Genomic DNA, 19,844 nt, shown 5'->3' on the forward strand with positions numbered 1-19,844 from the left:
TTTAAGCAAATTATATGAATCCAGATATTGATAAATTAACAAGACTTGCGGCTCAAGTGCGGCGTGATATTGTAAGAATGGTACATGGGTGCCAGTCGGGACATCCAGGGGGTTCTCTTGGTTGTGCAGACTATTTCGTAGCGCTATATTTTCACGCGTTAAAACACAATACGAAATTTGACATGGACGGCAATGACGAAGATCTCTTCTTTCTTTCTAACGGCCATATTTCGCCAGTTTGGTATAGCGTACTTGCACGATCAGGATATTTTGAACTGAGCGAACTAGCGAGCTTTCGAAAGATAAACTCGAGGTTACAAGGTCATCCTACAACTCATGAAGGCTTGCCCGGAATCCGGGTTGCTTCAGGATCCCTCGGTCAGGGAATGTCTGTTGCTATTGGCGCAGCGCTTGCTAAAAAACTTAACAAGGATAATCGTCTTGTTTACTCTCTTCATGGTGATGGGGAATTACAGGAAGGACAAACCTGGGAAGCGGCGATGTACGCTAGTCATAACAAAGTTGATAACCTGATTTCAGCAATTGATGTCAACGGCCAGCAAATTGATGGCTCGACCGAGAATGTACTCTCCCTCGGAAACTTAAGGGCAAAATGGGAGGCGTTTGGATGGGAAGTTTTGGAAATGAACGGGAACGACATGTCTGATGTTATCCGCGTCCTGGACCTCGCCGTTTCAAAAACAGGTAAGGGAAAACCAATTATGATTCTCATGCAAACAATGATGGGTAACGGAATTGATTTCATGATGCATTCACACAAATGGCACGGCGTAGCGCCAAACGATGAGCAGCTCGCCCTTGCACTCGCCCAGGTTGAAGAAACCCACGGAGATTACTAATAACTAAAACATTCCTCAAGCTCACAAACCCTGGTTACAGGTTTAATATGAAAAAATATACATACACCGAGAAAAAAGATACTCGTTCCGGCTTCGGGGCTGGGCTGTTAGAAGCTGGGAAAAAGAATGACCAAGTAGTTGCCTTATGCGCCGATCTTGTTGGTTCACTTAAAATGGATGCTTTTATAAAAGAATTCCCTGAGCGCTTTTTTCAGATAGGTATCGCGGAAGCGAACATGATGGGAATTGCTGCCGGTTTGACCATTGGCGGAAAAATTCCATTTACCGGCACATTTGCAAATTTTTCAACAGGACGCGTGTATGATCAGATCAGACAGTCTATTGCATACTCTGACAAAAACGTCAAGATTTGTGCTTCTCATGCAGGTTTGACTCTGGGCGAAGATGGAGCAACCCACCAGATACTCGAAGATATCGGTATGATGAAAATGCTCCCGGGCATGACTGTTATCAACCCTTGCGACTATAACCAAACCAAAGCTGCTACTATTGCAATCGCTGAGCACCACGGCCCGGTTTATCTAAGGTTCGGGCGTCCGGTTGTCCCTGTATTCACCGATCCCGATCAGAAATTTGAAATAGGAAAGGCCTGGATGGTTAGTGAGGGGACTGATGTTTCAATCTTTGCTACGGGACATCTAGTTTGGAAGGCAATAGAAGCCGGCGAAAAACTTGCTGAGTTAGGTGTAAATGCAGAAATAATAAATATCCATACAATTAAACCATTGGACGAGGCTGCAGTCCTAAAGTCGGTAGCTAAGACGGGTTGTGTTGTTACTGCTGAAGAACATAACCGCTACGGCGGACTCGGCGACAGCATAGCACAGGTACTTACCAGAAATAACCCTGTGCCACAAGAGTATGTTGCTGTAAATGATAGCTTTGGAGAAAGCGGAACTCCTGATCAGTTAATGACGAAATACGGATTAGACACCGATGATATTGTTAGAGCGGTGGAAAGGGTGATGAAGAGGAAATAGTTGGTTGTTAGTTGTTAGTTGTTAGACTGAGCGGAAAAACGAACGATAAAGCAATGACCGGTTACCAGTTACCAGTCTGGGCGATGAAACGAATGATTGTTAAACTTTTAATTAAACGCCCTGCAAATCCGATTAGCCTGGTAACGGGCAACTGATAACTCGCAACTAAAATGGTAGATGATTCAGAAATTCTCAGCAAATTTGAACTCGAAAGCACCCGCAATGAGGCTTTCAGACTCCTTCTGAATAAATACCAGCAAAAGATTTACTGGCATATCCGTAGATTAGTAATCGACCATGATGATACTGATGATCTTGTGCAGGAAGTTTTTATTAAAGTCTGGAAGAGTCTTTCTAATTTCAGGAATGATTCTCAGCTGTATACATGGCTTTATCGGATAGCAACAAACGAAAGCATCACGTTTATAAATCGGAAAAAGCATAAAAATAACATCTCTCTTAATGAAAGTGCAGGATATGATCTTGCAAAGACTTTAGCCGATAGCCCGTATTTCGATGGTGATAATGCTCAAATGAAACTTCAGAAAGCCTTGCTCACTTTGCCCGAGAAGCAGCGCCTGGTTTTCAATATGAAATACTATGACGATCTGAAATATGAGGAGATATCAGAAATTCTGGGAACTACAGTGGGAGGTCTCAAAGCATCTTTTCATATAGCGGTAAAGAAAATAGAAGATTATTTATTGAACACTGATTAAACCTTTTTACACGCTGGGGGTCTAAAGAATATGGAATCAAATGAAAGAGAAATAGATTTGCAGAAAGAAGCACCGACTCTTGCTGCGATTGGGAATGGGATTCCTTTCATCGTACCTTCCGGATACTTTCAGGAACTGTCTGATAATCTGGAAAGCCTATCATTGATTGAGCCAACAGGCGTTGATTGTAATAGTGGGTTTAAAGTTCCTCTTAGTTATTTTGATGAACTTTCGTCCACCATTGAGAGTAACATTACTGTCGAGAAGATTAGATCATTTGCTCCTTCCGAGGGCTTTGCATTGCCAGAAGGATATTTTGCTGAGCTTTCAGAGCGAATAAACTCAAGATTGGACGATTCATCAAGCGAAGCGAATCCAGGTCGCAGGTTATTTACTTCATGGATTAGTTATGCGGCTGCAGCTTGTATCACGACTATGATTGCAACCGGAATATACTTTAGCTCCAATACTTACCAATTCGATAAACAACTTTCAGAAGTTCCAGATCAGGAAATTATGAATTACCTGCAAGCACACAGTACTGCCGGCGATACTCCATTTATTATTGAAAATCTTAATACTGATCAACTGGAAGCTGTAACAGGTGATGTTTCATCCGAGGAATTGGAGCTATATATCAACAGTACAACATTATGAACAGAGAGTTAAAAAAGAGATTGTGGGTATTTGTAATGTGTTTGGCACTAACCTTACAATCATTCGCACAAAGGAGCTGGGGACGATCTGAACAGATCGAATCGATAAAAGTAGCATTTATTACCAGTAAACTTGACTTAACAAGCGAAGAGGCTCAAAAATTCTGGCCAGTTTACAACAATTACTCAAAAGAATTTTTGGAACTACTTAAGAAAAAGAAAGAAGCAAAATACAGCAAAAACAGTGACCCTGATGAGATAATTAGTGCTGATCTGGTTTATGAAAGTAAAATGCTTGATTTAAAGAAAAGGTATAGGAAATTATATGCTAAGGCTATCCCGCCGCAAAAGATTCTGGCTTTATATAAAGCGGAGAGCGAATTTAGAGAACATCTTTATAAGCAGTTGAATAATCGGAGGAAAGGGAACGAATAGTTGGGTGCAAGTTGCCTGTTGCCCGTTTTCAGGCTACTTGGAAATTAACAATTCTAAAGCTTGGTGAATGCTAACAAAGTAATATTCGGGCGCTTTGCCTATGCATCCAGACCCCATAATTGGTAACTCGCAACTGGCAACTCTTTTTTAGTAATTTCGCGAATGCTTACCACTCGCCAGTTGTTTCTGCTTAATACCGCCCAAACCTCATCTTTTCCCCGATCACTTGAAGTAGAACGTGCGGAGGGTATGTACTTGTATGATCCCAGCGGTAATCGATACATGGATCTCGTTTCCGGTTTCGCGGTTAGTAATACCGGCCACCGTCATCCTAAAGTTGTTGAGGCTATAAAAGACCAGGTCGACAAATATCTCCATTTAACCGTATACGGTGAATTTATTCAATCTCCCCAGGTCAGATTTGCCGAAAAACTGGCTTCCGTTCTTCCTGAATCTCTTCACTCCGTTTACTTTGTTAATTCTGGTACTGAAGCTACTGAAGGGGCGATGAAATTAGCGAAACGATTTACCGGGAGGTCAAATATTTTAGCCTGCAACAACTCATATCATGGCAGCACACAGGGTGCATTAAGCATAATGGGCAATGAATATTATAAACGGGCCTACAGACCCTTGCTTCCCGGCATAGGGTTTATCCAATTTAACGTCCTCACAGATCTGGATTCGATAACAAAAAAAACAGCCGCTGTTGTTGTGGAAACAATACAGGGTGAAGCAGGAGTAAGAGTTCCGGAATTGCGTTACATGCAGCAATTACGCAAGCGGTGTGATGAAACTGGAGCACTATTAATTCTGGACGAAATCCAGACGGGCTTTGGCCGTACGGGAACCTTATTTGGTTTCGAACAATTTGGCATTATTCCCGATATCCTTCTTCTTGCTAAAGGCATGGGGGGGGGGATGCCGATAGGAGCTTTCATATCATCACATAAAATAATGGATGCCTTGAAAGAAAATCCGATCTTAGGGCATATTACGACCTTTGGCGGGCATCCGGTGAGTTGTGCGGCTGGGTTGGCTAATCTGCAAGTTATACTTGACGAGAATCTGATGTCTGATGTTCCTGTTAAAGAAAAACTATTCCGCAAGTTGCTTCATGATCCGAGAATAAAAGAGGTTCGCGGGAAAGGTTTAATGTTGAGCATTCAACTCGATTCATTCGAACAGGTGGAGCGTGTCAGCAAACGCTGCCTGGAGAACGGGATTATCATCGACTGGTTCCTGCACTGTGATACAGCATTGCGTATCGCTCCTCCGTTAATTATAACGGAAAATGAGATTATTGATGCCTGTAAGGTAATTACAGAAGCAATCCTTACAGAAATTGACCGTTGAAAGGCGACTTAACTTAATTTTAGAAATCTAAGGAGACTTCTAAGTTAAATTTTGAAGTAAGCAATAAATTCATAGGAACACAGTATAGACTAGCAAAAATTATCTTTGGGTTCTCACTAATTCTGTCTGCAATTGGTGTATTAGTTCTCAGCATTTTTGATAACCTTGGTAGTGATAAAGTTTGGCTTCTTTTACTTAGTCATCCGCCCGCATTAATTTATATCTATTTATTAAGCAAATTTTTTATTAGAGCGGTTGAAAATCCAGCAGGAAAAGAGTTCGAGGACTTTTTAATACTAAGTATCGTCGCCATGATACTTCCATTTGGTATACTTTTTATGTATTTCAGTGAATGGAAGTTAAACGTTCAGGCGGGATTATGTATTTATCTGGTAGTACTTTGGCTAATCAATGTATTTATTTGTCTTCTTGAAAGGAGGAAATAATTGCATTGATCCCCATTTCCCAAATTTTAGACCCAGTAATACCACACAAACGGTTTTTGTGGCAATATCACATTTATCCCGTACCTTTGCGCCAAAATAAATTGCTGGCATTTTAAGCAGCAATATTAAGATCAATACATGTCGTTCGAAAATTTAAATTTAATTGAGCCTATTTTAAGGGCTTTAAAAACAGAAGGTTACACAATTCCCACTCCTATCCAGGAACAATCAATACCCATCATATTAGAGCGCAAAGATCTGCTTGGCTGTGCACAAACCGGTACAGGAAAAACTGCTGCATTTGCAATACCCATCCTCCAAATACTCGAGGGCGGCAGAATTTATGATAAGAGTCCAAGGGCTATAAAATGTCTGATCCTTACCCCAACACGCGAACTTGCCATACAAATAGGTGAAAGCTTCGGTGCTTACGGTCGACATACTGGAATGAAACATGCTGTCATTTTTGGTGGTGTTTCCCAGGGTTCACAAGTATCCGCGCTAAAATCTGGGATAGACATTCTGATTGCAACTCCAGGGCGACTTTTAGACTTGATAAATCAGAAGTTTGTCCACTTGCATTATCTGAAAATATTTGTCCTTGATGAGGCAGACCGTATGCTGGATATGGGCTTCATAAATGATGTCAAAAAGATCATTACAAAAATTCCACAAAAACGCCAGACACTTTTCTTCTCGGCAACAATGCCGCCAGAGATTCAAAAACTAGCTAATACAATTCTTGTTGATCCTGAAAAAGTGGAGGTCACGCCGGTTTCAAGTACCGCAGATACCATTGATCAATCAATCTTTTTTGTTGAAAAAGGGGACAAGAAAAAGCTTCTAATTCATCTATTGAATGATAAAGCGATCAAATCTGCTCTCATATTTACACGCACGAAACATGGAGCAGATAAGATTGTGAAAGATTTGGTAAAAGCCGGAATAAAAACTGAGGCAATCCATGGAAACAAATCCCAGAATGCACGTCAGAAGGCCTTGTCGAACTTTAAAACAGGACAGTTGAAGGCATTGATTGCCACAGATATTGCCGCCCGGGGAATCGATATTGAAGAACTTTCTCATGTGATCAATTTTGAACTGCCTAATGTACCGGAAACCTATGTTCACCGGATTGGCAGAACCGGGAGGGCCGGATCAAGTGGTATTGCGCTTTCTTTTTGTGATGAAGAGGAAATGGAATACCTGAAGGATATCGAGAAACTTATTTCACGATCAATTTCTGTGGTTGAAGAACAACCTTACCATATGAAAGGCGCTGCATATATGCTAACTCAATCGACCAAGAAAAAGGGTGGTTCTTCCAAAAGCAAAAAACCGGAGCGTTCTGATAATACATCTGGCGCAAAAGGGGCACCGAAGAGATATTTTGGAAAGAAACGTTAATTGAGGGGAAAAGACGAAAGTGGATAGTTTAGATCAATAATTACAACTTTTACTTTTCAACTTTTAACCCAGTTAAAGTTTTTATCATCAAATCAGCCACTAATTTATTCCCGGCAGGATTTAGATGAACTCTATCAGTCGTAAGAATGCCGGACTCTTTATTTCCGGGATTGTTGGCGAGATTATAACCAAGAAACTCTTTTCGCAAGTCAACCAAACTGCAATTGTATTGCTTCGCAAGATTTCTTATTAGCTGGCTGTAACTATTCAGATCTCCATCCTGAGGATTGCTAAAATCTGTTCTCTCGCCTATAACTGCAGGGGTACAAACGATCACTCTTATACCGGCAGACTGGAATTTTTTGATCATTGCAGAATAGAAACTTGTAAATTTATCCGGGTCGGTTCCCGTCTGATGAGTTTGCTTGTGCCACACATCGTTTACACCAACATAGATAACCACCACATCGGGCTTTATTTTTATTACATCATCCTCCATTCTTAAGTAGAGGTCATATACTTTATTTCCGCCTATTCCCGCTCCAATCAATTCGTACGTTGTTTGCGACTGTTGCATAAGTGAAATATATCCTCCTGGCCGTACACCAGCCTGAGTAATAGAATCTCCAAATAGCACAACCTTTACTGGTTTCTGAAGCTGCATACTGGTGAGCACCATCATGCATAACAATGATATAATAAGTCGCCTAAATTTCATTTGTATACGATATATAAGAATATAACTTTTTCGGAATAATATTTAAATCTAATGCAAATTGTCAACAAAATGATAGAAATGCTGTTTAAATAGAAATAACTTTTATAATCAGCTGCACACGAGTGGTCATCCTTGTAAATTTTGACCTATCGGCGTATTCATTATAGACTTAGGCGAAAGTATCAACCTAAGAAGGCTGAAATGTTTATTAAAGGACTCAATTTAACGAGAATCTTTGAAACTACTCCAAACATCACTATGACAAGTATTGAATAAACAAACACGTATGAAAATCGCTTATCTTTCATCCTACACGCCACGGGAATGTGGAATAGCAACTTTTAATTATAATCTAATAAGAGCGATAAACGCTGGCAATGCCGACGGTTCGCTTAATGGATTTGTAGTTGCCATGAACGATTCAGATAACCTTGAAGAACATGATTATCCGGGTGAAGTTAAGTTTAAAGTTCGGCAGGAGCATCAAAAGGATTATATAAAAGCCGCTGAGTTCATAAATAACAGTGATGTAGACGCCTGTATAATCGAGCACGAATTCGGGATCTACGGTGGTGAAAGCGGTGTATATCTACTTCCTTTGATCAGCCGCCTAAACAAACCCCTGATAACAATTTTGCACACAGTGCTTAGGGAGCCAAGTTTTATGCAGCAGATTATCATAAGAGAGATCGCTAACCAGTCTTCAAAGATTGTTGTTATGAGCAACCGTGCAGTAGATTTTCTAAAGAACATTTACAATATTCCAGCAGACAAAATACAGAAAATTGAACACGGAGTGCCCCATTTGGAGCCTGCCAGCAACAATCCAGTCAAAAATCTCACTTCTTTCAAGAACAAAAGAGTATTATTCACTTTTGGTTTGATAAGCAGGAACAAAGGGCTGGAAACTGTTATAAAAGCGCTTCCGGCCATTGTTGAGAATCATCCTGATGTTATGTACGTGGTGTTGGGAAATACCCATCCGGGGGTCAGGAAAAATTCCGGAGAAGAATATCGTGACAGCCTTAAAAAACTAGCGAAAAGCTTAAACGTCGAAGAACATCTGACATTCATCAATCAGTTCGTCTCCGAAGAAGATCTTCACAATTATTTGACCGCATGCGATATCTATGTGACCCCTTATCTGAACGAAGCACAGATTACAAGTGGAACACTCTCATATGCCGTTGGGGCAGGAGCGGCGGTGATATCAACTCCATATTGGCATGCTCAAGAATTACTTGAAAATAAGCGCGGAAGGCTTTTTGATTTTAAGGACTCTGAAAGCCTCGCATTTTCGGTTAACGATCTGCTTGACCACACAGGGAAATTGCAGGAATTGAAGAAAAGTGCTTTCGCCTATGGTTTGAATTTGAGATGGCCCGCAATCGGCAGGGAATACACTGCTCTTCTTGAGGCTTCAGCAGCGCAGCCGATGGCAGTTAAAAATAAAAGCAGACATGTTATCGATTCGGAAATTATGCCGGAATTTAATTTAACTCATGTTAAACGATTGACTGATGACACAGGTATCGTCCAACACGCAAAATATGGCATTCCAAATTTGAAGGAAGGCTACTGTCTCGATGATAATTCACGAGCTCTTATTATGGCTCTTATGGCATACGAGCAAAATAAAAGTAAGGAAGCGCTTGATCTTCTTCCAATATACCTCAGCTATATCCAGTATATGCAGATGGATGATGGGAACTTCAGAAATTTCCTAAGTTTCCGGAGAGAGTATCTGGATGAGGTGGGATCCGAAGATTCATTTGGACGAACAATATGGGCCTTGGGCTACCTTATCAACTCAGCTCCAAACAATTCTTACCGGGAGTTTGCAGAAGAGCTTTTCCAACGGTCAATTCCACACTTTAAAGCTCTCTATCACCTCAGAGGCCTGGCAAACACGGTTATTGGTTTATCTTACTACCTACATGCCCATCCTCACAACGAGGGTTTAATCGAGGAGCTCAAAAAGTTAACTAAACCCTTAACGAATGCGTATGAGAGCAACCGAGAGGAAAACTGGCATTGGTTTGAAGAAAAACTTAGTTACGATAATGCGATACTCCCACTCGCCTTGCTTCATTCCGGTGAAATTACGGGGGATGAACGGGTGATGGAAATCGCTTATGAATCAATACACTTTCTTGATAATCTTACTTTAAGCAAAGGCTACCTTAGTCCTGTAGGAAGCGATGGGTGGTATTATAAAAAAGGCAGTATGGCAATTTTTGATCAACAGGCAATTGAAAGTATGGCTATGGTACTAATGTATTTCAAAGCTTACGATTTGAGCGGCGATAAACAATTTTTAAGTAATATGTATGTATGTTACCAGTGGTTTCTGGGCGAGAATACATTGCGTCTACCCCTTTACGATCATGAAACAAAAGGCTGCTGTGATGGCTTGCAGCCGGACGGGCTAAACAGAAATCAGGGGGCAGAAAGCACACTGGCTTATTTCATCTCACATCTGCTTGTCCTCAAAGGTCTGGAACTTGAGTCTGTTTCTGGCGACCAAAAAAATATTAAAATAATCCAACAGGAGTCAGATATCGAAGCGGCCTGATGAAAATTGCAATTTTATCGCCCGTTGCATGGCGAACCCCTCCCCGACATTATGGTCCCTGGGAGCAAATGGCTTCGAACATAACTGAAGGGATGGTGGCTTTGGGAATGGATGTCACACTTTTTTCAACAGCTGATTCACTCACTTCCGGCAGACTCGATTCGGTAATTCTTACTGGCTATGAAGAAGACCGAAATCTGGATGCAAAAGTTGTAGAATGTTTGCATATTAGTAATTTAATGGAAAAAGCCTCTTCCTTTGATATTATTCATAATCATTACGATTTTCTTCCCCTTACGTATTCAAAGCTTATCCAGACACCGATAATAACCACTATTCATGGTTTTTCTTCACCTAAAATAATTTCCGTTTACAAGAAATATAATCGATCATCATCGTACGTTTCAATAAGCCATTCGAACCGGTCCCCAGAACTCGAATATATAGCAACGGTTTATAACGGCATTCAAACAAGTGAATTTTCGTTTGTAGAGTATCCCGAGGAATACCTTCTGTTCTTTGGTCGTATCCATCCCGACAAGGGTACATCTGAAGCCATTGAAATAGCTCAAAAATCAAAGACAAAATTGATTATTGCCGGAATTATACAGGATGAGGGCTATTACAAAGAAAAGATAGAGCCGCGTTTATGTGATGAAATAATCTTCGCAGGCCATGCCGGCCCTGAAGAACGAAATAAACTACTTGGTATGGCTACTGCATTGCTTCATCCTATAAATTTTGATGAGCCATTCGGATTAAGTGTTGCCGAGGCAATGTATTGCGGAACTCCTGTTATTGCATTCAATAGGGGTGCGATGCCTGAATTAATAAGAGACGGCCTCACCGGGTATCTTGTCAAGGATATCGCCACAGCAATTGATGCGGTTAATAATTTAAAGTCGATCAGCAGAACTGCCTGTCATAACTGGGCAAAAGAAAAGTTTTCGAGCGAAAAAATGGTGTCCGACTATCTGGAGCTATATAAAAAGATCGTACAATGATGATGATTTGCTCTTGAGTTTGTCCAAAAGAGCGTTGATATCAACCGTAGCAAATGAAGAGCAATAATCTGATAGTCCATATGGAATGATCAGTTTATCATTATGGATAATAGAACCGCAAGAATATAAAACGTTCGGTACGTAACCTTCCCGCTCATCCTTATTTGGAACAATCAGAGGTTCCGACAAACGTCCAATTTCAACGGACGGATCGTCCAGTTTTAGTAGACTTGCTCCAAGGCAATATCGCCGCATCGGGCCGACACCATGTGTTATGATAAGCCATCCGTCCTCTGTCTCTATTGGTGATCCACAATTTCCGATTTGAATATATTCCCACGCTGCATGTGGCTGCTGAAGCAGTTCGGGACTTTCCCATAACTGAATCTTGTCTGAATACATAATATAGTTATTCCATCCGTCAATTCTTGACATCATGGCATACTTCCCATTGATCTTACGCGGAAACAATGCTAGATTTTTGTTCTGCGCTCCTGCTCCGTACAACGGGCAGATTTTGAAGTTATAAAAGTCGGTTGTTTGGAGAAGTTTAGGCATGATCATATGACCATCATACGCTGTATAAGTTGCGTAATATATAGTCGAACCATCCTCATTGATAAACGTAACAAATCTTGCATCTTCAATACCCTTTTTTTCAAATTCTGAAATTGGAAAAATTACCCGGTCAGAAATGTCAGTGTCTTTTGAGAAGCTAATATCATGGTAAGAATCAGACAACCAAAGTACTTTATCATAGTCCAATTTTGCCTCTTCAGACGATTGCTCATTTTTTAATGCTAAAATAACATTTCGAAGCTCCTGGTATTCAAACTGGTCACCTAACTTTTTCTTGACATTTTCGAGAACATTACTGTCAATATTATTGTCTACAGCTTTACCAAAAAAGAATTTTTTAATATAGACTGCATTCCTTATAATCTCTGCTTCATCAATGTAATTTCCAGCGGGTAGGACACTCAGATCTCCATTCTTCTCAACAAGGGCTCTTCTGAAAACGATTGAGGAAATATGCCCTTCTCCGACTGCTCTAAAGCTAATAATCATTCGCTTTTGCCCTTCAACCAATTCCGTTTGATCCGGATCTTCAATTATAGATGGATTGAAAAAGGCCGCGGACTCGATAGAATATTCATGGGTGAAATATGAACCGATGAGCAATTTTCTGAATTGACTAAGTTCCTCATAATTAAGCTCTACTCCAGTAATGAGTCTTTTTACTTTATCGCAATGCCTGTTGAGTATTTTTGTAATGTTGCGATGACGTTTGGAGTATTCCTGTAAAATTGGGGATATAATTGTAAAGACATCTTCTTCCGAAAGAGCCATTACTCTTAAAATTAATTCCTTAGCACGTTCGTCCTGGCTGAAGAAAAACCTCGCAATAACACGTTTCGGATCCGGGTAAACTTTTACCGGGCTCCGGTCAACTGATAATCTCATATTATAATTTGTTCGGCTAAATTCCTAATTCTATTCAGATATTATGCCATCTTCGCTCTTTTTATCAGATATGAATGTAGAATCTGGTAAAAACCTGCATGGATATCCGCATCGATAAGATCAATCTGGTACTGGGCACACTTAAGTTTAAGCTCTTTGTGATATGAACTTATCGCATTGAGATATGCTTCTTTAACATTTCCGGGGTGTACTTTCAATTCCTCGCCATTTTCAAGGTCTACAAAATGATATGGTCTGTTTTCAAAATTAAATTCAAGTTCCATCTTATGGTCAAGAACATTGAAAATAACTACCTCATGCTTGTTGTGTTTTAGGTGCTGCAATGCTGAAAAAATGGCTGTCAATTGATTATTATCCCCACCCTCAAGCATATCGCTAAATATTATGACCAAAGAACGCTTATGGATCTGCTCTGCAATTTCGTGCAGGGCTGGCGCAACTGCAGTACCATCCCCTCTCCTTTCGCGGCTCATTAGTTTCTCAAGTTCCGAGAATAAATATTTCTGATGAATTGCGGTGGATTTTGCCGGCGTGGATAGCTCCAATTTATCAGAGAAGCAGCTCAATCCGAATGCGTCGCGTTGCTTCTTAAACAGATACATTAGAGAGGCGGCGGAATAAACTGAAAATAACAGTTTATTGAAATCCTTTTCAGGATAATACATAGACGAAGAAATATCCATGACGATCTGACATCTAAGATTTGTCTCTTCTTCAAATCGTTTTACGAAAAGTTTGTCGGTTCGACCGTATAATTTCCAATCAATATTCTTGATAGAATCCCCGGTATTATATAGTCTATGTTCGGCAAATTCCACAGAGAAACCATGGAAAGGACTTTTATGAAGTCCGGTTATAAAACCTTCAACGACCTGCTGCGAGAGCAGTTCCAAATTTCCAAAATCCTGAAGGTCTTTGTAATTAGTCAGATTGGGTTCCATTCCATAAAATTAGATTATAAAAATTGATGGCCAAAGTGCTTGTTCATCAATTAAATTGATTTTTTAATTATTTCAAATTACGGTATTTATGGAACGCCTACAGCATGAAAATGATTTTTATGAAAAAGATTTATACCTTCGAGAATTATGTATCATTATAACCAGATGATATATTCAGACACCAAACAATCAAATTATTAACGCTACAATCGATCATAAATATGATGGTTAACAGATTAAAAATTGCATTATTTTCATGCCTTTTCACGATAACGCAAAGTGCAAATTCTCAGCAAAAAGTATTAAATTTTCATGAAGTCTTTACTACTCCAGTTAAAGAAATTTTAAAACCTCTGCCACAATACAGCGGTTGGGCGGATGATACACATTATATAGAATATCGACTCGAAGGTCAACAAAATAAGCCTTACACTGTCGATGTAAAAACCGGAATAGCTGTTCCATCTGCACCGGCGCAAGTTAATGAGTCTTCTGTTTTTATAAGAAACAAAGATGTTTTTTACAAGGATGCTGGAGGAGCAGAAAAACAACTTACCATGGATACAGTCCTTGAGAAGAATCCCACCCTGTCTCCTGATAAAAAACAGGTTGCATTTACAAAAAATAATGATCTTTTCTCTGTAGACGTATTATCCGGTGCAGAAACAAGATATACAAGCGATGGATCAAACGTAATTTATAATGGCTGGGCCTCATGGGTTTATTATGAGGAGATTCTTGGTCGAGCAACCCGTTATAAAGCATTTTGGTGGAGTCCTGATAGTAAGAAATTGGCATTTATGCGCTTCGATGACACACTGGTACCAGTTTATCCTATTTATAATTCTACCGGACAGCATGGCTTTCTCGAAAATACACGCTATCCAAAAGCTGGCGATAAAAATCCTGAAGTAAAGGTGGGTATCGTGAATGCAGGAATGAAAGGCACAGTATGGGCTGATTTCAATGTTAAAAACGATCAGTATTTCGGCACCCCTTATTGGATGGCTGATAGCAAAGCCCTATGGGTACAGTGGATGAACAGAGACCAGAATGACCTTATAATATATAGTGTCGAACCAACGGCAGGAACAAAAACTATCATTTACGAAGAGAAACAAAATACATGGGTAGACTGGTTTGATGGTATGCATTTCCTTAAAAATGGGTCGGGGTTTATTCTTAAAAGTGATAAATCAGGTTGGGGACATTATTATTATTATGATTTAAAAGGCAACCTAAAGAAACAGCTTACCTCCGGTTCATGGAGAGTTGGAGAGTTGTTACTGGTTGATGAGAGAGATCAGGAAATATTCTTTACAGCACGTCTGGAGACGTCAACACGATACGACCTCTATACTGCTGGGCTAAGAGGGTCCGAAGAGCCAAAACGACTTACTTTTGGAAATTATGATCATCAGATAGAGCTTTCGCCGAACGGTAAATATTTTATAACTACCTATTCAAGTCTTTCAAGTCCTTCGAAATCTGCGTTGGTAAATGATAAGGGTGAAATAGTTCGTGAACTTGCAAGCACACAGGGTGCACTATTTGAAACTTACAACTTACCCAAAACCGAGTTGAGTTATTACAAAACGCGTGATGGACTTGAACTTCCGATGACCATTACCCTGCCTCTTGATTTTGACCCTGCCAAGAAGTATCCCATTTGGATAAGCGTTTACGGTGGTCCGGATGCGGGCACTGTATACGACAGATGGAAGAGCCCTTTGGGTCTCAACTATTGGTGGGCAAAAGAAGGAATTATTCAGGTTGCAATAGATAATCGCAGCGCCGGCCATTTAGGCAAAGTTGGTATGGATTTTATCCATAAAAAAATGGGTAAGTATGAAATTGAAGATTATATGGATGCGGCGACGAGCCTTAAATCTAAACCCTATGTTGATGGCACAAAAATCGGTATCACTGGCGGCAGTTTCGGCGGGTATATAACTGCCATGGCTTTGACTTATGGTGCTGATGTATTTACCCATGGAATAGCTAACTATTCTGTAACCGATTGGGCATTATATGATACCCATTACACGGAACGTTTCATGGGTACGCCCAAGAACAACCCTGATGGCTATAAAGTTACGTCGCCTATTACTTACGCCGACAAGCTAAAGGGAACATTGAGAATTATCCACGGCACGATGGATGACAATGTCCATATGCAAAATTCAATACAATTTGTAAACAAACTCCAGGATTTAAATAAACATTTTGAATTCATGGTTTACCCTGGCGAACGGCATGGATGGGGTGGATTGAAGGCCAGACACAGTACACAGGAAACTGTCAGATTTATGTATAGTCACATTTTAGAAAAACCTGTACCAAAAGAATTTTTGGAATACTGGAAGTAGCAGGGATTGCTAATAAAAAACTCCATCAGCCTTAGGCGATGGAGTTTTTTTATTTAATTAATTATGCTAATTGCTTCATCAATTTTTCTGCGAGAACTGATTTCGGAACCGCCCCAATCTGCTTGTCTACAATTTCACCGCCTTTAAAGTAAAGTAAGGCAGGAATGTTACGGATACCGAATTTCATTGAGATTTCCGGGTTATTATCAACATTCACTTTTCCAACAATTGCTTTACCTTCATATTCTTTTGCTAATTCTTCAACTACCGGCCCTACCATACGACATGGTCCACACCATTCAGCCCAAAAATCAATCAATACTGGTTTGTCCGATTTAAGCACTAACTCATCAAAGTTCGCATCTGTTATTTCTAATGCCATGATACTATTTTTTACAGTTTAAAATCAAATATACTATTCAATATTCCTGCCACAAACTTGATCTGTTAATGTGACACTAATTCAACTTATACCTTACACCAATCAATTTAGAGATATCTTCGATAAATTCATTACTTGGGCTAATCTTCACTGTTTTAGAAGGCATTTCCAGAGTCGTCTCTTCATCATAATCCATGATCATGAATCTAAGCTGGCAATTTCTAACCGGATTTTGCTCCGAATTGGTCTTTACTATTTCGTCAATTTTCTCCATAAAACTTTCAGAGAGTTCAGTTAAAGGCAATTGAATGGTAAGACATTTTGACATTTTATCCCGGAGCTCAGAGAGGAGAACAATGTTATTTACTTTAAATTCCCAGTTGTCTTTTTGCTTAAACCGTTCTGTAACTAGCCCCCTGACCTGAATAAAATACCCTTCGTACAAATACTGCTTAAGCTTTACATAATCTTCGCCAAAAAGAACTACTTCAAAGGTATCGCTATAATCCTCAAGCATGAATGAACCAAAAGGTTTTCCCGTTTTCGTTGTTCTGTGACTGCTTGCGGAAACGAGTCCCCCAATAATTAAATCCCGGTTACTGATCTTCTTAAATTCCCCGACATCTTCAGGCAGCGCTTCTGCACTTTTCATTCTGTTTACGAGACTGAGGTGCTTAACCTTGTGGGAACAGAAATTTTCAAGTTCAAATTTATAATTATCCAAGGGATGCCCGGTAAGATAAATACCTATAGATTCCTTTTCATATTTAAGCTTTTCAATCAAACCCCATTCCTCGCATTCGGGAAGTATTGGCTCCGTGATCTGGGCATCCGAGGTACCCCCAAAAAGTGATGCTTGAGAAGAATTCAAGTTATTCTGAAAATCATTTGTGTATTTAACGAGTCTTTCAATGCCGTTGTATAAACTCGACTCAGGCTTATAAAAAAACTGCGAGCGCTTAAATCCGAAGCAATCGAAAGCTCCACCATATACCAAATTTTCGTACACCTTTTTGCTCACTGCACGGGAATTCGTCCGACGTGAAAAATCATATACGCTCTGATACAATCCATTAGCTATGCGTTCTTCCACAATACTTTCAACAGCTTTCTCGCCTACGCCTTTCATGCCAGACATTCCAAATCGAACTTCCCCTTTAGTGTTCACAGTGAAAGTTAATTCGGATTCGTTAATATCAGGGCCCAGAACAGGAACCCCCATACGTTTACACTCCTCCATAAAGAAAGATATTTTATCGATATTATTCTGGTTATTAAGAACCGCTGCCATGTATTCTGCAGGATAATTTGCTTTCAGATATGCTGTCTGATATGCTACGAATGCATAACATGTGGAGTGCGACTTATTGAACGCATATTGTGCAAAGGCTTCCCAATCGGTCCATACTTTTTCAGCAACTTTAACGTCATGGTTATTCGTTTTACAGCCATCCATGAATTGAGCCCTCATCTTATTAAGAACCTCTATTTGCTTTTTACCCATGGCCTTTCGTAAAACGTCGGCATCTCCCTTACTGAATCCGGCGAGCTTTTGGGATAATAGCATCACTTGTTCCTGATAGACCGTAATTCCATAGGTTTCTTCCAGATGTTCCTGCATATCCTGAAGATCGTAGGTTACATCTTCCCGGCCATGCTTTCTGGAGATAAATTTAGGGATATACTCCATCGGTCCCGGCCTGTAAAGCGCATTCATCGCTATCAGATCTTCGAATTTGTCGGGCTTGAGTTCACGGAGATACATCTGCATACCATCGCTTTCAAACTGGAATGTGCCATTGGTGTCACCACGCTGATAGAGCTCGAAAGTTTTAGTGTCTTCAAGTGAAATATAGTCTATATCAATATCAACATTATGGTTTTGTTTGATCAGTCGAAGAGCGTCTTTTATGATGGTTAAAGTCTTTAATCCAAGAAAGTCCATTTTTATTACCCCTGCGTCTTCGATAACACGCCCGTCAAACTGGGTAACAAGGAGGTCCGATTCTTTCGAAGTAGCCACTGGGATAATATCGGTCAGGTCATATGGAGCTATAATTATTCCCGCCGCATGCACTCCTACATTCCGCACTGAACCTTCAAGGATCAGTGCTTCCTTTAAGACTTTGGCTTGAACGGTTTTACCTTCTTCAAGGATTTTACGAAGGATCTTTATGTTTTCGAAATCCTCCGGATTTTGTTCTTTCTTTACCGTTTCAATTGGTGCAGTCATAACCTGAACAAGGCTTGTCCCAGGCCTGTCTGGAACAAGTTTGGCTAGCATATTAGATTCGGCTAGAGGTAGGTCAAGCACCCGAGCGACGTCTTTAATGCTTGATTTAGCAGCCATCGAACCGTATGTAATGATCTGTGCTACCTGATTTTTACCATATTTGTCAACTACATAATCTATCACTTTCTGACGTCCCGCATCATCGAAATCTGTATCAATATCGGGCATTGATTTACGGTCGGGATTAAGAAATCTTTCGAAAAGTAAATTGTACTTTATAGGGTCAATATTTGTAATACCAATACAATAAGCGACGACTGAACCAGCTGCCGACCCCCGGCCGGGGCCGATAAATACCCCCAAATCGCGGCCCGCTCTAATAAAGTCGGCAACAATCAGGAAGTAACCAGCAAAACCCATTGTTCTCACTGTAAAAAGTTCAAAATTTAATCTCTCCTCTACTTCAGATGTAATGTCACGATACCGAACTTTCGCCCCGGTAAATGTTAGATGTTTTAGATATTCCCACTGATTCATATTCTCTGCTTCCGCCCCGGAATGAATTTTGAATTCATCCGGAATTGGGAAGTTCGGAAGCATGATATCCCTTTTCAGTTGTAAATGTTCAACCTTATCAACAATCTCATTCGTATTGTCAAGCGATTCAGGCAGGTCGTGAAAAAGCTGGCTCATTTCAGCCTGACTCTTGAAAAAGAACTGATCGTTTGGAAACCCAAACCGATAACCTTTGCCGCCTTCCTCGTCGGTCGCAATAGGTGTGCTTTGCATATCTCCGGTATTGACACATAACAAAATATCATGGGCATTTGCATCTTCCTGATCTACATAATGGGAGTCATTAGAGCAGATTATTTTTACGTTGTACTTTTTAGCAAATCTTAACAGAACTTCATTTACAATTTGCTGTTCGGGGATGTCATGACGCTGAAGCTCTATGTAATAATCCTCACCAAATAAATCAAGCCACCATTTAAATTCGGTTTCCGCTTCTACTTCTCCTTTTTTTAGAATAGTTTGAGGAACTGAAGCTCCCAGGCAACAAGTGGTTGCAATTAAACCCTCATGATATTGTAGGATTAGCTCTTTATCGACTCGGGGCCATTTGCTATATAAACCCTCCATATACCCAAGAGAGCATAGTTTCACAAGATTCTTATATCCCTGTGCATTTTTTGCAAGCAAAAGCTGATGAAACCGCTGGTCACGTTTGTCTTTAGTGAACTGTTTGATGTGCCT

General features: G+C 40.2%; 15 protein-coding genes. 10 read left to right on the forward strand and 5 right to left on the reverse strand.

Annotated elements, in window-relative coordinates; translation table 11 throughout:
• Window positions 1-14: 14 nt before the first annotated feature.
• From ACLL8Z_RS07125 to ACLL8Z_RS07155, 7 genes are all read left to right on the forward strand, one after another.
• Window positions 15-860, forward strand: coding sequence for a transketolase (locus tag ACLL8Z_RS07125; protein ID WP_411274077.1), 846 nt, complete (start codon window positions 15-17; stop codon window positions 858-860).
• A gap of 47 nt (window positions 861-907) precedes the next feature.
• Window positions 908-1,861, forward strand: a complete 954-nt coding sequence (locus ACLL8Z_RS07130; RefSeq protein ID WP_411274078.1) for a transketolase family protein — start codon at window positions 908-910, stop codon at window positions 1,859-1,861.
• Between the two features lie 170 nt (window positions 1,862-2,031).
• Entirely contained in the window at window positions 2,032-2,580 is a 549-nt protein-coding gene (locus tag ACLL8Z_RS07135) for an RNA polymerase sigma factor (RefSeq protein WP_411274079.1), read from the forward strand.
• Between the two features lie 30 nt (window positions 2,581-2,610).
• On the forward strand, window positions 2,611-3,237 hold the full coding sequence (locus ACLL8Z_RS07140) for a hypothetical protein (RefSeq protein ID WP_411274080.1): 627 nt from the start codon (window positions 2,611-2,613) through the stop codon (window positions 3,235-3,237).
• Entirely contained in the window at window positions 3,234-3,671 is a 438-nt protein-coding gene (locus ACLL8Z_RS07145) for a hypothetical protein (RefSeq protein WP_411274081.1), read from the forward strand. Before ACLL8Z_RS07140 ends, ACLL8Z_RS07145 begins: the two co-directional genes overlap by 4 nt.
• A gap of 162 nt (window positions 3,672-3,833) precedes the next feature.
• On the forward strand, window positions 3,834-5,027 hold the full coding sequence (locus tag ACLL8Z_RS07150) for an aspartate aminotransferase family protein (protein WP_411274082.1): 1,194 nt from the start codon (window positions 3,834-3,836) through the stop codon (window positions 5,025-5,027).
• 584 nt (window positions 5,028-5,611) lie between these two features.
• Window positions 5,612-6,880 carry a DEAD/DEAH box helicase gene (locus tag ACLL8Z_RS07155; RefSeq protein WP_411274083.1) on the forward strand — a complete coding sequence of 423 codons (1,269 nt, stop codon included), beginning with the start codon at window positions 5,612-5,614 and terminating at the stop codon, window positions 6,878-6,880.
• Between the two features lie 49 nt (window positions 6,881-6,929).
• On the opposite strand, the gene ACLL8Z_RS07160 is transcribed toward ACLL8Z_RS07155, so the two are convergent.
• On the reverse strand, window positions 6,930-7,598 hold the full coding sequence (locus ACLL8Z_RS07160; protein ID WP_411274084.1) for an SGNH/GDSL hydrolase family protein: 669 nt from the start codon (window positions 7,596-7,598) through the stop codon (window positions 6,930-6,932).
• 286 nt (window positions 7,599-7,884) lie between these two features.
• Here ACLL8Z_RS07160 and ACLL8Z_RS07165 point away from each other — a divergent pair, with 286 nt between their 5' ends.
• A complete protein-coding gene (locus ACLL8Z_RS07165) occupies window positions 7,885-10,173 on the forward strand; it encodes a glycosyltransferase (protein WP_411274085.1) in 2,289 nt (762 codons plus the stop codon).
• The gene (locus tag ACLL8Z_RS07170) at window positions 10,173-11,177 is read left to right on the forward strand and encodes a glycosyltransferase family 4 protein (RefSeq protein WP_411274086.1); all 1,005 of its coding nucleotides are present in this window, start codon (window positions 10,173-10,175) and stop codon (window positions 11,175-11,177) included. Before ACLL8Z_RS07165 ends, ACLL8Z_RS07170 begins: the two co-directional genes overlap by 1 nt.
• On the opposite strand, the gene ACLL8Z_RS07175 is transcribed toward ACLL8Z_RS07170, so the two are convergent.
• Together ACLL8Z_RS07175 and ACLL8Z_RS07180 are read right to left on the reverse strand one after the other, a co-directional pair.
• Window positions 11,154-12,641, reverse strand: coding sequence for a glycoside hydrolase family 130 protein (locus ACLL8Z_RS07175; RefSeq protein ID WP_411274087.1), 1,488 nt, complete (start codon window positions 12,639-12,641; stop codon window positions 11,154-11,156). The two genes, ACLL8Z_RS07170 and ACLL8Z_RS07175, sit on opposite strands and share 24 nt — an antisense overlap.
• Window positions 12,642-12,682: 41 nt before the next feature.
• On the reverse strand, window positions 12,683-13,603 hold the full coding sequence (locus ACLL8Z_RS07180; protein ID WP_411274088.1) for a DUF58 domain-containing protein: 921 nt from the start codon (window positions 13,601-13,603) through the stop codon (window positions 12,683-12,685).
• 221 nt (window positions 13,604-13,824) lie between these two features.
• Between ACLL8Z_RS07180 and ACLL8Z_RS07185 the strand changes: the two genes are divergently transcribed.
• On the forward strand, window positions 13,825-15,972 hold the full coding sequence (locus ACLL8Z_RS07185; protein ID WP_411274089.1) for a DPP IV N-terminal domain-containing protein: 2,148 nt from the start codon (window positions 13,825-13,827) through the stop codon (window positions 15,970-15,972).
• A 61-nt stretch (window positions 15,973-16,033) separates the two neighbouring features.
• Here ACLL8Z_RS07185 and trxA read toward each other — a convergent pair whose 3' ends face one another.
• On the reverse strand, window positions 16,034-16,354 hold the full coding sequence (gene trxA / locus ACLL8Z_RS07190) for a thioredoxin (RefSeq protein ID WP_411274090.1): 321 nt from the start codon (window positions 16,352-16,354) through the stop codon (window positions 16,034-16,036).
• A gap of 76 nt (window positions 16,355-16,430) precedes the next feature.
• On the reverse strand, window positions 16,431-19,844 hold a 3,414-nt coding region (gene dnaE / locus ACLL8Z_RS07195), incomplete at its 5' end, for a DNA polymerase III subunit alpha (protein WP_411274091.1).

It is taken from the genome of Daejeonella sp. (genome assembly GCF_046590655.1).
Classification (GTDB): Bacteria; Bacteroidota; Bacteroidia; order Sphingobacteriales; family Sphingobacteriaceae; genus Daejeonella.

What these genes read in the sequence shown, in the direction of transcription:
- ACLL8Z_RS07125 (WP_411274077.1), top strand. Translation starts at nt 15, where the DNA reads ATGAATCCAGATATTGATAAATTAACAAGACTTGCGGCTCAAGTGCGG.
- ACLL8Z_RS07140 (WP_411274080.1), top strand. Translation starts at nt 2,611, where the DNA reads ATGGAATCAAATGAAAGAGAAATAGATTTGCAGAAAGAAGCACCGACT.
- ACLL8Z_RS07160 (WP_411274084.1), bottom strand. Translation starts at nt 7,598, where the DNA reads ATGAAATTTAGGCGACTTATTATATCATTGTTATGCATGATGGTGCTC.
- ACLL8Z_RS07135 (WP_411274079.1), top strand. Translation starts at nt 2,032, where the DNA reads ATGGTAGATGATTCAGAAATTCTCAGCAAATTTGAACTCGAAAGCACC.
- ACLL8Z_RS07185 (WP_411274089.1), top strand. Translation starts at nt 13,825, where the DNA reads ATGATGGTTAACAGATTAAAAATTGCATTATTTTCATGCCTTTTCACG.
- ACLL8Z_RS07145 (WP_411274081.1), top strand. Translation starts at nt 3,234, where the DNA reads ATGAACAGAGAGTTAAAAAAGAGATTGTGGGTATTTGTAATGTGTTTG.
- ACLL8Z_RS07165 (WP_411274085.1), top strand. Translation starts at nt 7,885, where the DNA reads ATGAAAATCGCTTATCTTTCATCCTACACGCCACGGGAATGTGGAATA.
- ACLL8Z_RS07180 (WP_411274088.1), bottom strand. Translation starts at nt 13,603, where the DNA reads ATGGAACCCAATCTGACTAATTACAAAGACCTTCAGGATTTTGGAAAT.
- ACLL8Z_RS07130 (WP_411274078.1), top strand. Translation starts at nt 908, where the DNA reads ATGAAAAAATATACATACACCGAGAAAAAAGATACTCGTTCCGGCTTC.
- ACLL8Z_RS07170 (WP_411274086.1), top strand. Translation starts at nt 10,173, where the DNA reads ATGAAAATTGCAATTTTATCGCCCGTTGCATGGCGAACCCCTCCCCGA.
- ACLL8Z_RS07155 (WP_411274083.1), top strand. Translation starts at nt 5,612, where the DNA reads ATGTCGTTCGAAAATTTAAATTTAATTGAGCCTATTTTAAGGGCTTTA.
- ACLL8Z_RS07150 (WP_411274082.1), top strand. Translation starts at nt 3,834, where the DNA reads ATGCTTACCACTCGCCAGTTGTTTCTGCTTAATACCGCCCAAACCTCA.
- trxA (WP_411274090.1), bottom strand. Translation starts at nt 16,354, where the DNA reads ATGGCATTAGAAATAACAGATGCGAACTTTGATGAGTTAGTGCTTAAA.
- ACLL8Z_RS07175 (WP_411274087.1), bottom strand. Translation starts at nt 12,641, where the DNA reads ATGAGATTATCAGTTGACCGGAGCCCGGTAAAAGTTTACCCGGATCCG.